The 14,749-nt window shown below is 46.0% G+C and carries 16 protein-coding genes; 12 read left to right on the top strand and 4 right to left on the bottom strand.

What is annotated here, in order from left to right:
* From NMC31_RS24920 to NMC31_RS24890, 7 genes are all read left to right on the top strand, one after another.
* The coding region (locus NMC31_RS24920) for a TerD family protein (RefSeq protein ID WP_436651265.1) at positions 1 to 579 on the top strand (579 nt) is incomplete at its 5' end.
* A 22-nt stretch (positions 580 to 601) separates the two neighbouring features.
* A complete protein-coding gene (locus NMC31_RS24915; protein WP_000007448.1) occupies positions 602 to 1,057 on the top strand; it encodes a tellurite resistance TerB family protein in 456 nt (151 codons plus the stop codon).
* A gap of 22 nt (positions 1,058 to 1,079) precedes the next feature.
* Positions 1,080 to 2,120, top strand: coding sequence for a tellurium resistance membrane protein TerC (gene terC / locus NMC31_RS24910; protein ID WP_000255079.1), 1,041 nt, complete (start codon positions 1,080 to 1,082; stop codon positions 2,118 to 2,120).
* Positions 2,121 to 2,168: 48 nt separating this feature from the next.
* Positions 2,169 to 2,747 carry a tellurium resistance membrane protein TerD gene (gene terD / locus NMC31_RS24905; RefSeq protein WP_015062976.1) on the top strand — a complete coding sequence of 193 codons (579 nt, stop codon included), beginning with the start codon at positions 2,169 to 2,171 and terminating at the stop codon, positions 2,745 to 2,747.
* A gap of 69 nt (positions 2,748 to 2,816) precedes the next feature.
* Positions 2,817 to 3,392, top strand: coding sequence for a TerD family protein (locus NMC31_RS24900; protein ID WP_015062975.1), 576 nt, complete (start codon positions 2,817 to 2,819; stop codon positions 3,390 to 3,392).
* A 58-nt stretch (positions 3,393 to 3,450) separates the two neighbouring features.
* On the top strand, positions 3,451 to 4,101 hold the full coding sequence (locus NMC31_RS24895; protein ID WP_032610453.1) for a hypothetical protein: 651 nt from the start codon (positions 3,451 to 3,453) through the stop codon (positions 4,099 to 4,101).
* Between the two features lie 15 nt (positions 4,102 to 4,116).
* Complete coding sequence (locus NMC31_RS24890) at positions 4,117 to 5,358, top strand: vWA domain-containing protein (protein ID WP_032610451.1); 1,242 nt, start codon at positions 4,117 to 4,119, stop codon at positions 5,356 to 5,358.
* 147 nt (positions 5,359 to 5,505) lie between these two features.
* On the opposite strand, the gene NMC31_RS24885 is transcribed toward NMC31_RS24890, so the two are convergent.
* Positions 5,506 to 6,186: an HAD family hydrolase gene (locus tag NMC31_RS24885; protein ID WP_032610522.1), complete on the bottom strand. Its 681-nt coding sequence runs from the start codon at positions 6,184 to 6,186 to the stop codon at positions 5,506 to 5,508.
* A 313-nt stretch (positions 6,187 to 6,499) separates the two neighbouring features.
* On the opposite strand from NMC31_RS24885, the gene NMC31_RS24880 reads away from it, so the two are divergent.
* The 4 genes from NMC31_RS24880 to NMC31_RS24865 all read left to right on the top strand — a co-directional run bounded on the left by NMC31_RS24880 (position 6,500) and on the right by NMC31_RS24865 (position 11,783).
* Positions 6,500 to 7,135, top strand: coding sequence for a hypothetical protein (locus tag NMC31_RS24880; RefSeq protein WP_112782011.1), 636 nt, complete (start codon positions 6,500 to 6,502; stop codon positions 7,133 to 7,135).
* Positions 7,136 to 7,217: 82 nt separating this feature from the next.
* Complete coding sequence (locus NMC31_RS24875; protein WP_015062971.1) at positions 7,218 to 7,637, top strand: hypothetical protein; 420 nt, start codon at positions 7,218 to 7,220, stop codon at positions 7,635 to 7,637.
* 273 nt (positions 7,638 to 7,910) lie between these two features.
* Positions 7,911 to 11,252 (top strand): hypothetical protein, encoded by a 3,342-nt coding sequence (locus tag NMC31_RS24870; protein WP_032610447.1) that lies wholly within the window; start codon positions 7,911 to 7,913, stop codon positions 11,250 to 11,252.
* A 309-nt stretch (positions 11,253 to 11,561) separates the two neighbouring features.
* Positions 11,562 to 11,783 (top strand): hypothetical protein, encoded by a 222-nt coding sequence (locus NMC31_RS24865; RefSeq protein ID WP_032610446.1) that lies wholly within the window; start codon positions 11,562 to 11,564, stop codon positions 11,781 to 11,783.
* A gap of 206 nt (positions 11,784 to 11,989) precedes the next feature.
* Here the strand turns inward: NMC31_RS24865 and NMC31_RS24860 are convergent, their stop codons facing one another.
* Complete coding sequence (locus NMC31_RS24860) at positions 11,990 to 12,589, bottom strand: hypothetical protein (protein WP_015062969.1); 600 nt, start codon at positions 12,587 to 12,589, stop codon at positions 11,990 to 11,992.
* A gap of 261 nt (positions 12,590 to 12,850) precedes the next feature.
* Here NMC31_RS24860 and NMC31_RS24855 point away from each other — a divergent pair, with 261 nt between their 5' ends.
* Positions 12,851 to 13,381, top strand: a complete 531-nt coding sequence (locus NMC31_RS24855; protein ID WP_032610444.1) for a hypothetical protein — start codon at positions 12,851 to 12,853, stop codon at positions 13,379 to 13,381.
* Positions 13,382 to 13,601: 220 nt separating this feature from the next.
* Here NMC31_RS24855 and NMC31_RS24850 read toward each other — a convergent pair whose 3' ends face one another.
* Complete coding sequence (locus tag NMC31_RS24850; RefSeq protein ID WP_015062966.1) at positions 13,602 to 14,063, bottom strand: hypothetical protein; 462 nt, start codon at positions 14,061 to 14,063, stop codon at positions 13,602 to 13,604.
* Between the two features lie 8 nt (positions 14,064 to 14,071).
* Positions 14,072 to 14,749 (bottom strand): hypothetical protein (locus NMC31_RS24845; protein ID WP_253899347.1); only part of this gene is annotated, 678 nt, incomplete at its 5' end.

Here is a 14,749-nt window from a genome sequence, read left to right as displayed (position 1 = left end):
ACAAAAGAGAAGCCAGCAATCAGCCTGACCAAACGGGATAACTTCGGTGAAATCCGGATCAACCTGAACTGGCACCGGGGCAGCGGCAAATCGGGTTTCGCAGGCATGTTCGGCTCCAAAGGAATCGACCTGGATCTTGGGGCATTTGTTGAGCTTCAGGACGGGTATAAATCGGTCATTCAGGCGCTGGGTAATGCATTCGGTAATTATCGCGATGAGCCTTATGTTCAGCTCAAGGGCGATGACCGGACGGGTGATGTATCAGACGGCGAGTGGCTGCATATCAATGGCCGGGAATGGAAGCATATCCGTGAAGTGCTGATTTACGCCTTTATTTATGAAGGTATTCCCAGCTGGGACAAGACTGATGGTGTGGTCACCATTCATGTGCCGGATCAGCCTCCCATTGAGACCCGCCTCACCGAAGGTGAAAACCGTCGCACATTGTGCGCCATTGCCAGACTCGTAAATGAAAACGGCGCGATTAAAGTCGAGCGTATCAACCAGTACTTCAAAGGCCAGGACGAAATGGACCGGGCATTTGGCTGGGGATTTCGCTGGAGCGCCGGTTCTAAATAACACAGCAACAAAGGAAACAGGTATGAGCTTTTTCGACAAGGTAAAAGGTGCCATAAACTCTGGCCGGGACGAACTGACCCGCCAGGTTGGTCGTTTCAAAAACAAAAAATTTATGCACGGCACCGTTGCTGTATGTGCCCGTATTGCCGTATCGAGTGACGGCGTGAGTTCGGAAGAAAAGCAGAAAATGATGGGCTTTCTTCGGTCTTCAGAAGAGCTGAAGGTCTTCGATACCAATGAGGTGATCGAGTTCTTCAATAAACTGGTTTCAAGCTTCGATTTCGATGTTGAAATCGGCAAGGGCGAAACCATGAAATACATCCTGGCGCTGAAAGATCAGCCTGAGGCCGCTCAGCTGGCCTTACGTGTTGGTATTGCCGTTGCGAAAAGTGACGGTAACTTCGATCAGGACGAGAAACTGGCCTCCCGCGAGATCGCTATCGCGTTGGGCTTCGACCCGGCTGAATTTGGCCTCTGATCCACATCCCTAAGGGTAAAATATGGTTTCCACACACATCGGCTTCCCGACTGAAACGGTCATTGTTTTCATTGCGCTTTCAGTCGGTGCCATCTTTATTGACCTGTTTATGCACCGTGATGACAAGCCCATTTCCCTGAAGAGTGCGGCGCTCTGGTCCGTATTCTGGGTTGTGGTTGCGATGGCATTTGCCGGTTTCCTCTACATCCACCACGGTGCTGAGGTTGCCAGCCTGTTTGTAACGGGTTATGCGCTGGAGAAAGTGCTGTCGGTCGACAACCTGTTTGTCATGATGGCCATCTTCTCCTGGTTCGCCGTTCCTGATCGTTACCGCCACCGTGTTCTCTACTGGGGGATCATTGGTGCCATCGTCTTCAGGGGCATCTTTGTCGCCATCGGTACGAGCCTGCTGAGTCTGGGGCCGTATGTTGAAGTTGTCTTCGCTATCATCGTCGCCTGGACGGCGGTCATGATGCTTAAAAGCGGTGATGACGATGATGAAATTGAGGATTATTCCCAGCATCTGGCTTACCGCATGGTTAAACGCTTCTTCCCTATCTGGCCGAAGCTCAGAGGTCATGCTTTCCTGCTTAACCAGAAGGAAGTGGATGCCGAACTGGCGAAACCAGAAAACAGCGATGTCACCATTGGCCGTGGTAAAAAGGCGGCGCTGTATGCGACCCCTCTGTTCCTGTGTGTGGCCGTGGTTGAACTATCGGATGTTATGTTTGCGTTTGACTCGGTACCGGCAATCATTGCCGTCAGTCGTGAACCGCTTATCGTCTATAGTGCCATGATGTTTGCTATCCTGGGCCTGCGTACTCTGTACTTTGTCCTTGAAGCACTGAAACAGTACCTGGTTCATCTGGAGAAGGCCGTTATCGTGCTGCTGTTCTTCATCGCGGCAAAACTGGGCCTGAATGCGACCGATCACATTTGGCATCATGGTTACAGCATCGCGGCCACAACCAGCCTGTATGTTGTACTGGGTGTTCTGGCGCTGGGCATTCTCGCAAGCGTCATGTTCCCGGGCAAACCTGAATCTGAGGAAAAGGGGAGCTGATCCCCTGAAGTGTTAACCTGAACAATTACTAATCGAAGAGGTTATTTTATGAGTGTTTCTCTTTCCAAAGGCGGGAACGTCTCCCTGAGTAAAGCAGCTCCGTCAATGAAAAACGTCCTGGTGGGCCTTGGCTGGGATGCGCGTTCAACAGACGGTCAGGACTTTGACCTGGATGCTTCAGCTTTCCTGCTGGCCGCAAATGGCAAAGTGCGCGGCGATTCAGATTTCATCTTCTATAACAACCTGACGTCATCGGACGGTTCCGTAACGCACACCGGCGATAATCGCACCGGTGAGGGCGATGGTGATGATGAATCGCTGAAAATTAAACTGGACGCCGTCCCGTCTGAAGTTGACAAGATCATTTTCGTTGTGACTATCCACGATGCTCAGGCTCGTCGCCAGAGCTTTGGTCAGGTATCCGGTGCGTTTATTCGCCTGGTAAATGACGATAACCAGACTGAAGTTGCTCGCTACGATCTGACCGAAGATGCGTCCACTGAAACCGCCATGCTGTTTGGCGAGCTGTATCGTCACAATGGTGAGTGGAAATTCCGCGCAGTAGGCCAGGGTTATGCTGGTGGTCTGGCATCTGTATGTGCTCAGTACGGTATTAACGCGTCCTGATCGAAAAGTTACTTTTCTTATCCGGGGCTGTTTATTCAGCCCTAATTCAACTGTTTGCAGGAGCTTAAAATGGCAGTTTCTCTCGTAAAAGGCGGCAACGTATCTCTGACCAAAGAAGCACCAACCATGAATGTCGCTATGGTTGGCCTGGGCTGGGATGCCCGTGTAACCGACGGTCAGGGTTTTGACCTGGACGCTTCCGTATTTGCAGTAGGCGAAGACGGTAAAGTGCTGTCAGATGCCCATTTCATTTTCTTCAATAACAAAACCAGTCCTGATGGCGCGGTAGAGCACCAGGGTGACAACCGTACCGGTGAAGGCGACGGCGACGATGAGCAGGTCAAAATCGATCTGACCAAAGTCTCAGCAGACATCAAAAAACTGGTGTTTGCCGTTACCATCTATGATGCAGAAGCGCGTAAACAAAACTTCGGCATGGTGAGCAACAGCTTCATGCGCGTGTACAACAACGACAACGGCGCGGAAATTGCTCGTTTCGATCTGTCTGAAGACGCCTCAACCGAAACTGCAATGGTCTTTGGCGAACTGTACCGCCATGGCGCTGAATGGAAGTTTAAAGCTGTCGGCCAGGGCTTTGCTGGCGGGTTATCTGCACTGGCAACCCAGCACGGCGTGAATATTTAATAATAAAAATAAACTCAACCCCGGTGCTGTCACCGGGGTTTTTTATAGGTGTTAGCACATGGCAAAGAAAAAAGATGATGGTTCAGCAGTAATACTACTTTTTATTGTGGCTTTTTTTGTGTTCCTGCCGTTTCTGATATTCGGGATGTTTTTCTACCGAAAGCTAAAAAGAAAATATTCAGCTATCCCCAACATTCAACGTGTATATGATATTGGCGTCATTTTTAAAACGTTAAGTGCCTCTATCGCAGTTATTGTGGTTTCAGCAGTGCTCGTTCTGCAACTCAGTGCGCTTCCCGTCAAATTTGTATCGCCAGAAATATCACATTATATAGCAAGAGTTATGTTCGTTCTCTATCCACTTGTAATGATCTGGCCAATGAAAAAAATGGCGGAACGCATCGCCATAGAATATTTCGGTATAATTTTTAACGACAATGACAGAACGATAATTCTTCCAGCAGATTTAGGCAATATGGGATTGGGTGACTGGCTTCGTCTCAAGTTTCTGAGCAGGATGGGTGAGCAAGACAGCATTGAGATTCGAAAAATATCGAATATCACACGCGAGAAAGGTGTCAACTTCTATATCCATGGTGATTTCGGATCCCGACGCATCAACTTTTCGAACAAGCAAAAGCGCGATGAGTGTATTTCAGCACTTCAGGCCAGAACCCGGGTAAAGGGTGGCAGAGACTACGGTTACTAAACAAGGAACAGAGTCATGCAATTACAGTCAGGTCAAAATATCCTTCTATCTTCATCATCAGTCACTCTTAATTTGCGATACCCGGTACGTCCCGGTTTTAACGGCGAACCCGACACCTGCGTTTTCATGCTCAACGCACAAGGTAAGGTGAGCGGTGATAACGATTTCATCTTTTTCAATAACCTGAGTTCACCGGAGGGGGCTTTAAAACTGACGGCAGGGACGCAGCAATCAAGCGTACATATTGATCTTAACCGCGTTTCCTCGGCTGTTCAGAAAATCGCCATAACCCTCGTGATAGACGGAAGCGATACTATTACAGGCTTGCAGAATCTGAATTTGCAGGCCTCCGGTATTGCATCGTTTGATCCCGAAACAGCAGGGCGCAGCGAGAAAGCTATTATCGTGGCGGAGGTGTATCGCCATAACGGCAGTTGGAAGCTACGGGCGCTTGGCCTCGGTTTCAACGGTGGGCTTGAGCCCCTGGCGATGAGTTATGGTGTTGATGTTGCACAGACAGCTCCGCAGCCAGCACAACCTGCTCGTATCAGTCTGGAAAAGAAGCTCGAAACAAAATCTCCGCGACTTATAAGTCTCGCTAAAAAGGCCTCAGTCAGCCTCACTAAAAATAAACTGGAAACCCTGGAGGCAGCAGTTGCGTTTGTTCTTGACGCGTCCGGCTCAATGAGTGGCCAGTTCAGTAAGGGTAACGTTCAGTCCGTGCTGGATCGCATCGCCGTCCTTGCCGCCCAGTTCGATGACGATGGCGAAATGGATGTCTGGGGCTTTGGAGAGAAGCATAAGAAGTATCCAAATGTCACTCTGGATAACCTTGACGATTACATTCAGACCATTCGTGGATCCGGAAAGCGTTCAGCCTGGGAAAATTTGCCGGGGCTTGGTGGGACTAACAATGAACCACCGGTAATGGAAGAAATTGTCGACTACTTCAAAGACTCAAAAATCCCGGTTTACATAGTGTTTATTACCGATGGCGGGATAAGCAAGACCGGAGCAATTAAGAATGCTATCCGGCGCTCAGCCAACTTCCCGATCTTCTGGAAATTTGTCGGCCTCGGTGGATCTAGCTACGGAATCCTGAAAAACCTGGATGATTTTACAGACCGCCGCGTTGATAACACCCATTTCTTTGCAATGGATGACTTCGGCTCTATCAGCGATGAAAAATTATACGATAACTTACTGGAAGAATTTAGACCGTGGATAGATGAAACAAAAAGGTTAAATATCCTTTAGCTTGCTTCCTGATAAAGCTTAATTAGAGGGCTCTGGCGAGAGACCCAGCCAGCTGGGTCTTAAAGGTATCAACGGCCAAACACTGGTCATGGACAACTGTGAAAGCTAGCCCCGGTATATTATTTAAAACGTTCATGTTGTGCGATTTTAGACCCTGAACGACTCCTTTTTTAAGCGGTGTATAAAAGCTTTTTTTCTGTCCCAACGAGGATGGAAGTGCCGCCAGTGGGCATCTTTGGCGGCTGCCAGCAATTCATAATCGCCCCGAGTGTCCCCCCAGGCTCGAAGATGATACTGATCTAATGGTCCGTAAATAGACTCCAGCCGGTTAATTTTCTGTATGCAACGACAATTGTGCCCTGTAATGCGCCCGGTCAGGATACCATTAACGCTTTCCAGCTCTGTACCGATGAGCTTGATCCCCAGTCGTTCAGCAAACGGAGCAAGTACAAGCCTCGGTGAGGCTGAGCAGAGTGTCACCTCAACATTGTTAGAAACTTCCGTTGCCACGGCCAATAGGCCTGATGCTCTCATCAGACGCCCCCAATAAAGGTTGCAATAGGCTTCAGCTTTCTCCTTGACCCACTTTTCCTCGATACCAGTGAGAAACGTTGATATTAAAATTTCTTTGAGTTCATCACGAGTTAGTTTGCGACTCAAACACCGCAGGGTAGGAAGAGCGAGTTTAACCAACCGGCGGGTGAAGACACTGTTACCGAAGGCAAAGCGCAAAAAGGGGATAAAGCTGTCATGTCGGGTAAGAGTTCCATCAAAGTCGAAAACGGAAAGAACCTTTATTTCTGCACGAAATGAATTATCCACAAGCAGCCCTTTTTGAATTAGATAAATTTTCCATATTTTATCATCTGACGAGGGTGACTCAAAGCATGTCAGAATTGGATTGGACCATGAAGATCTCGCAGTCTTACACTGCATCTTGTTATCCATGCCGTGGTCAACTAATTGTGGCCCACAACCTGGCTGTTCGTGGAACAGTTGTTCTGATTCATTTGGCGTTTAGCAACTGTTCTCTCTGGCGCTGCATTTAGGAAAGATATAATGGCGCTAAGCCATATTTTATGTAAGGGTATGATATGGTTCAGCGGATTTTCATTCACGATACTGACAACAGGATTTACCTATGACTATCGATACCGACGATTTCGATCCGGTAGATGTAGATGTAGATGTAGAGGTTGCAGAGGCGTTAGAGAAGCACATGGCACAGTTACGGGACCTGGAAGCATACTGGCCGTACAGCACGACAGCCGTTATTGATTGTTTTTTTGACCAGGCTACCCGGGCAACTCACGCTGAATTGTGGTTGGCTGCCTGTACAACTTTCCTGAACGGGATTGAAACCTCACTGAGGGTGACGCTTGAACTGATGGAGTCACAGGCGCATTCGCAGCCAGCCGCAACGCTGGTGGATTTAAGTGATATGGCCACACTCAGTAATGCCCTAATGAGAAGGGCGCACATGGCTGGTATGCCGGTGACGCTGCTGGCGTTTCCCGAGGAGCAGGATCTGCTGACCAAGATTGCTGAAGGTGCCCCGAAAAGGCCCTATGCGGAAATCGTGAGGGTTCGTCACAATTTATGTCACGGGAACATCCTGGAGCACATCATCACTGTGAGTGACGATTTGGGGGAGCCAGTCCGGTTATTCACACCTGAATGTATGCGTGTCCTGGCAGAGACGATGTCGGCAATCTCGAAACAATGGGTTGCAGGCATGCATCAATATTGGCGTGATAACAATTTATCTATGCCTTGAAAATTCCGGCCGGATTCTGTTCCCGGCGTCAGTTTAACGCCGGGATGAAATAATTATGATCCACAACCAGAAATAGCTGTTTATGGTTGAGAAAATATTGTGGTATAAAAATTATGTTTTTAACTTGGTGATAGTCATGGAGAAACAAATGAAAATTAAATGCATCGTATTGGCAGGAATATTTTCACTGGTATTTTCTGTTCATGCCAGCGAAACACAGAATAAAAAAAGTGATCCAGTACCTGTCTTTGGGCACGCAACAGCTGTTTCAAAAATGTGTGGTGAACTTCTCGGAGAAACTAATCCAGTTAAGATGAGAGATGGGGCTACTAAGATACTAAACGAGACTCTTAGAAGATTACCTGATGCCGAAGTGTCAGATGAAGGGAAAAATGTAATCGAGGCATTTGTTACTCGATCAAGATCCCCGTCTGACATACCTTCTCGCTGTGAAACCAGTGTTAACGAGAGATACTGGGAAATCGTTCAGTCCAAAAAATGATCTGACGTTGGTTGACTGTAAAAAAACATTTCGCCCGTTAAGCTTCTGTCTCTAAAATATATGACTTAATGGGCTATTCAACTCCTTCCTATGTAATATATGAAGTCATTCCCCGATGATTTAATTAACGAAGGTTTAATCCACATGTTCAAAACTGATAAATTGGACAGGCTCAATTTTAATTATTTTACCTCTTCCCGTACTTCAGGTTATTTGGCTGACAATCCAATCTGGTATGATGCTTATAACAAACAAATTCGGAGGGTATAGTGAATGGGTGGCCTGGTCAGCAAAACTAACATTGATCGCCTTGAACGTTTTCATTCTCTGCTGGCGGGGCAATACTGGTCCGCCCTCGTCGATATTCCGGCAGAGGCGATTGCGGCCGGGGATACACTCCTCATCAACTCGTTGCGGTACGTGGATGACAATCTGCATACCGTCATCCTTCGTGCCCACCCTCGGCACTACGGGGAATGGGTAAACGTTGAAGTCGTTGCTGAGAACGGCTCAAAATCAACGAAAGACAAGAAACTGAATGAACATCGGTTTCTGACGGCCGATTTTCTCGCCTTGTTTGAATATCAGCCCGACCATGAATCGATCCGTCAGTCAGAGCTCAAAGGCATTCAGGACGAGGTTGCTGACCTGCAAATGCGTCTCACCGAAACACTGAAAAATCCCTCAGATCTCCGGGAACTGGCTATGAAAAGGATCGAAGACGAAGAGGCCAGTAAAAGGGGGGGCGAGTCAGACGACAGAATGCTTCCGGTCGTCAGAAATGCAGAAGATGCCGCAGTTACCATGGCGCTGGGTACGGTGCAGAATGCCCTTTCTCAGGGAATTTCCGAAGCTCAGGTTTCTCTGATGGCGAAAGTCGCGGAACGGGAAGGGAAGATTGCCGGTGCCGTAGCTAACATTATTACGTCGCGTACCGGTGCTATTACCCGGGCGCTGGAGAAAATGCATCCGTATTATGCGGAGCTGGCCGCTGCCAAGTTGGCCGGAACGCAGGAGGGCATTGAGCAGGCTAACAAAATTCAGGCCGGTGTTCTCACGCTGGAATTATTCGTCGGCAAAAACGTGACGGTAGTCGATATTGCTGAAGGCGAGCCAGCTGACAGCAGCATTCCGCTGACGCTGTGTCAGAAGAAGCTCGTAGTGGATGAGGAACTTTCAGCCTGGTGTGACATCGACGAACACTTTGATTTCAGGAGTCTTTCCGCATTCCACAAGGCGCTAAAAGATAACCCTGGGCTGGTGGAGCAAATTTTTCCGACTGAGCGATGTGTACTCGTCATGGTAACCACCCGCAGATTTATTGACTATGGTGATACCTGGGCGAATTCAGAATACAATGAAAAGAACAGCATCGTGTTTCTGATGGTCCGCAACGGGCAAAACATCAAACAAATCTATTCCCCGGTGGAAAGCCATCTTGGAGCATCACGGTTATTTCCGTCTGAAGATGAGCAGCAGGGCCACTTTCGTGGGTTTGACGGTACCACCATCAAATTTGAAGATGTGGCCTATACCGATCGTCTCAAATCCCATGACCTGATGGCTCTGCATTACCGACGTCTGCTTATCATGCTGTTTGGTCTTGACCAGCGGCTGGCTCTCTTTGGTCAGTTCTATCCCAAGCATGAAAAGGCTAATTTCCTGAATCTGAGCTTCCAGGAGCGGTACTTCCATTTTCTGCACGATGAAGACGGCACAGGGCTGCTGGCATCACCAGACTCGCAGACGCTCGATGAATTTATTAGTGAAAAAAACTCCTATATGCAACCGGGCTCGCGGCTGCTCTGCAACTGGCGTGAGCTTATGACCCCCAGAACAGCACCTGGTGCCGTCAAAGAGGACAGCAGCTATTCAGGGTACTCCTTCATCGCTGAACCAGAGAATAATGTCTCTGCTGCGGTTGTGTATCGTCAGGGAGATAGTCTGGCAGTTGATGTGGCGGTGAAGCGCTACAGAACAGATAAGATGTTTAACTGTAAGGTAAACGTTTCTGGCTACAGGCCGTGGCGCCGGGGAGAAGCAGAGCTTGCATATCTGTGCCTGGATGCAGTGGGCCCGGAGGAACTGAACCGTTTTATCCAGCAGCGCAAATTCCGGAGTAACCACCTTTTTTACATTCGATTTTTTAAGGCCGCAATCAAATTCCTGGAGCAGGAACGTGAAAGAGAATTGCCGCACCGGCAATATCTGCTGACTGCAATGCAGGATTCGGGGTTGCGCCTGCCGGTGAACATTCATGAACTGATTCATCAGTGCATTGCTTCATGGAAGACCGGTAACCGTGGCGTTTCGCTTGATGATGGAATGCGTTTCGAAAAAGGGCGCCAGGCCCTGCTGAATCAACTTTACAGGCTCACTCAGGGTGCAAGCGAAATGGCATCGGTCATTCAGGAGCAGGTAACTGCGTCCGGATCGCAACTGCTTCGGGCCGGGGTCAACTCGTCAGGGAATTACGTCGCGTTTATCGCGCCTAAACCCTATGAGTGTGATAACAGACTTGAAGCTCATGCGTGGGTCCATCGTGTTGTCTATGCAACCGGAAAACGAAACATTCGGGAAACCAGCAGATCCTGGGTCTCTATGCCGGAGCGTTCGGCATCCGAAATTACCCTTTGGGAAGATGAGGAGCAGTCTAGGAAATGGTACTCCATGAAACCGGTATTCAGTTCGTGGGCCGAAAAACAAAAGCTATTTGAAATGTGCGAAAAAGGTGCGGAATTACTGAAAGGGGCCATGGGCAAGTCGGGACATGAGGAATATAGCGATCTTTTTGAGATGTGGGGAGATGCTTATATTGCATGCAACTCCAACTCTGGCGCGGAATACGTAACAACCCCGGATATGTTCCTCCCGGTTGGCTTGATTAAGTCACGAAACTCATTACAGCTAATTGCATTAGGGACATGCTCAACGGAGCAATGGATGTATGCCCGGGCAGGGGATGATGACACACGGGAGCTGTTGCTGGAGTTGTATACCAGTTGGTATGAATGCCCGGATAAAGCGCGAGCAAGGGTCCTGTCGATGGCAGAGAAAAACTCAGGTCTGAGGTTTGTGTTGCTTGAAGGAAAGGCAAAGAAACTGGAGCGGTTTGTTGTCAAACGGCCAGAAGAGATTGTTAACTGGCATGCCGGTGATTTAAAGGAATTCCCGACAATGCTGAATGATCAATGGGCATGTCACATGGCAATGGTCAGTCGGAATGATAAAGTTTATCTGACGCCGGATTTGCTGGATGATGATGGCCTACCAAATTTTAATGAAGTCACAAGGCAGGAGCCCGGAGACGGTTATCAACCCGTCAATGTCTATGAATTTGAGAGTGATTATTTTAACGCGATCTATGATGCAGACGGTAAGAAAGTGGTACTTTGTCACTGGTATGATGTGACGGGTGATTCATATACTGCTGAAGATCTTACAGGGAATATGCCTCATGACGCATTTAAATTCCTTCAGTATAGGCTGGATAATATCGAGCAGGCTGAGGCATTTATCAAATACAGAAACCGTAATTATCAGTCCCGAGAAAATTCAGATTGGCCCGAACCGCCTGAAGGTGTAAAGCGTTACGTCATCAGAGCCCGAAGCTAAGTGAGCAACATTAAGCTAAAAGTTCAGTATGGAAATAAATAAATCATACTGAACAATAAATATAACTTTATGCATAACACTATGACGGTATCTTATTAGCAGGTGCTTCGGAAAAAAGTAACTTTCCAAAGGTAAGTAAGCGCAGCGGGAGATATGCTAACATGAATACATCACGGGGACAGTGCTGGATACTGGCCAATCCATAATTTGCATATGATTAAAATGTACTTAGATGTTGCAATACTGATGAATTGTGTTAAAAGATAGCCGTCGTTACCTAAGTTAAATTTTATGAAGTATGGTACTGTTATGGCTAAGAAAAATTTATACTCGGAAGAGATTGTGATTGCCAAAAAGCAACTCAATCAGCTATCCACGCTTAAAGATAAAGTCAGCCTGCTAACGCGTCAGTGGGAAGGTGATATTGGCAAAAATCTGCCTGGTTACACTGAGCTATATGCTCACGTGGAAAGAATTGAAAGACAGATTCATGAACAAATTGGTAGCTGGAAGAAAAGTCCTACAATGTAAGATTACGGCGATCCATTCTGAAGCGGTGTATTTGGTTCAAGAATGCATAAATAACATTCCTTTATAACTCAATTACCCGCTTTTAAATCTCTTTATTTTCAATCCCGCTCATCCATTTGAGGAACTTTGCGCGGAAGTTCAGCGGCATCATAAACTGTATGGGACAGTAAGAATTGCACTGACATTAACTGGTACAAAATGCAGGGCTATTGAATCCCTTCAGTGTACGCAAGCCTCACGTGTTCATCTACTGTAGCTTGGTTGCCGGGGATATATCGCGGAAAGTCCGACACGTCATTGGCATTTTTGACAATGAAAGAAGGGTATCCAAACTGCTCGGCAGCAATATCGATATAAAAAGTCATTCCTCCAGCACTCAGCTCACACCAGTAGTGGCCATGTCCTCCATACTCATTGAAAAGACCTCCATTATCTGTACCATTCCCGCCGCGTATACTTGCGACCATGCCTCTGAGTCGTGCAAATTTACAAACCAATATACATGCGAACATGCATGTTCCGGTTGTGTCACTTGTTCCAATTTCCTTAAGGTTCTCTTTTAAGGACTTATGGGCTTCTTCTGCAAGCTCCAGGATTGGCGTAAGAACTAAAATAGATGTCTTGTCAGTCACGAATAATGTCTCCGGTAAACAGAACAATGGTAAGGCTAGAATCCCGTTTAAAATAATTTTAGTATCAGGTAACAAGTACCTTGAACAAAGCACTTGATTCACACAGATCAATAAAAACCTTTCGAATAAGGAAAATACGAAAATTTGTGAAAGTACATTATCGAGTTTTAACATGAATCTATTCTGAGTCGCAAGGGTTTTCAGTTCGGACAGAAGGCTTCTAAAATTTCATGAAGTCGTCCAACCATCTTTAACTACTAGGTAACAAACCATAATTATTGATTTCATGAAAATAATTAAACTCAGAAATTGTGTTGTTGAGGTTATTAGAGATGGATATAGGATGTGGTATATTTGTTTGGAAATAAAAACAAAGGTTAGAACTCAGCTTTCGTACAATCTAGTTCAATCAAATTATGACGCTTAGGAGTATAAATGAGCATTAACGACAAAGATTTTAGTTCTTTAACAGTAGAGCAATATGGCTGGAATTTGGGGGTTTTTAATCATTCAACCCCATTTACATCACACTTTATTTATGTCTACGATTGTTATAAACAGTATGTTGGATTGATTTCCATTTCACAGGAGGATTTTAACACCACTAAAATTTCCACATCGTTAAGCATTCATATGTGTGTGGCAAAGCTAGGTAAAATCCTTAAGAAAATGTCAAATAAAAAGGCTTTGTCACAAACGGAAGAAACTGAATTGGCCCCTCTTATTATTAATTATGTAAAGCAAACGATGACTTTTAGGCAATGGGTAAGTCAATCAGAATTAAATCAACGCATGCATTTTCTAATTAATATCTACGGTTCTAAAGATGATAAAAAAGGGGAGGTGGTTCTACGACCATTAATTTCGAATCCAGATGCCTTAATTTTAACACCGACGGAAGTCATTGAATTGAACACGCAAGTTATTAAAGCTGATCGTATGCGACATCCGGAATGGTTCCGTTAAGCAGATTTACCGCATTCACCATTGGAACCTTCGCCAGTAAGAGCTCGATGGTAAAATTACAATCTGAGATGGTTCAAAACGGCTATAGAGTTTTGAACCTCAAACGGGAATATTTTCACATTCATCCTTTGAAAGAAAGTCGTGGCTAAAAGAACTGAAGTAACCCTATCAAAGCCAATTTTCCTAACGACCGGAGTTATCTACTATTTACCGGATAACATTATTTCATTTGTCCTGTCGAATACCATGCCAACGTAGATTCCGGGATGCAGATTTTTGAGGCGAATCCATCGGTAATTAAATCGAGCAGATTTGGGGCTAGTAGATTACACGGTGCTGGCCTCAGTGGTTCATAATGATGCTTCGGGTAATGAAGGCTGCTGAAAATGCCATGGGGCGCCCCTGAGGCTTTATCTGGGCCACAGAAAAGGTTAATCCACATCCGGAGGCGGTAGTCCACCGTGAAGCCGTCGATTTGCAACCATAAGTGGGGGGAGAGCACAAAATCACATCCCTTAACGGTAACTTTCCCAAGGAAGCGAAGATGTGGGATCTTAGCCTCCATCAAGGCATGGCTGAGCATTAAAGTATGCCCATCGCATTCCAGCTTTGCACTGTCTACCGCTAAAAAGGCATCATTAAGGTCAGAGAGATGTATAGGTGTGTTATTCACTGTTACCATTGTGTCTCTCAATTTTTATCCTTTGTCCTGAGATTTGCTATAGTTAAGTTAATATAAACGACTTTATCCGCAAATATTCCGCCAGACTCTCGCAAGCTAAAGCGTATGGTTTGATGATGGGTGCTGTGCATCATTTCAAGTTTAATATTTCTGTTTTCTTTTTGGTAGTCTTCAAGCGCTGATTCAGTGTGTTTACGAATATTCACAAATTTATGGTCAAAGCAGAATAACACCAGATATAGGTCAGGCGGAACGATAAATGACTGAGCAACAGAGTCTGAATACTTTGTATAAAGTTGAAATATTCCTTTTGTTATTACAGATTTTATTGGCACTTCGGTGGAATGTTCTTGTATTAACTTGGATTCGATAATGCAAACTCTCACACCTGAAGAGAAAATAGAAATATCACTTCGCCCGTTTGCGATCTGATCTTCCTGGACCACCATAAACTTTTTAAGTTCAAGGCTTGCTTTCAACCAGGTTAATAATGATGCTGTAAGGTTATTTTCATAAAACAGAATGTCGTTTTTCACACGATACAAATTACTGTTGCTGGTAATGTTCTGAATGCCAGTGAAAATAGTATTAGGCAGAAGGTCGATTGTCTTGCTTTTAACATCGTAATTATTAAATGAATCAGCTAATACACCTAGTTTAAAAGCGAGCGTCCGTATTTTTTCTGT

Source organism: Pseudocitrobacter vendiensis, assembly GCF_943590815.1.
In the GTDB taxonomy this organism is placed as follows: domain Bacteria; phylum Pseudomonadota; class Gammaproteobacteria; order Enterobacterales; family Enterobacteriaceae; genus Pseudocitrobacter; species Pseudocitrobacter vendiensis.
The sequence above is the reverse complement of the archived record's forward strand: the minus strand, read 5'-3'. Positions and strand labels throughout refer to the sequence as shown.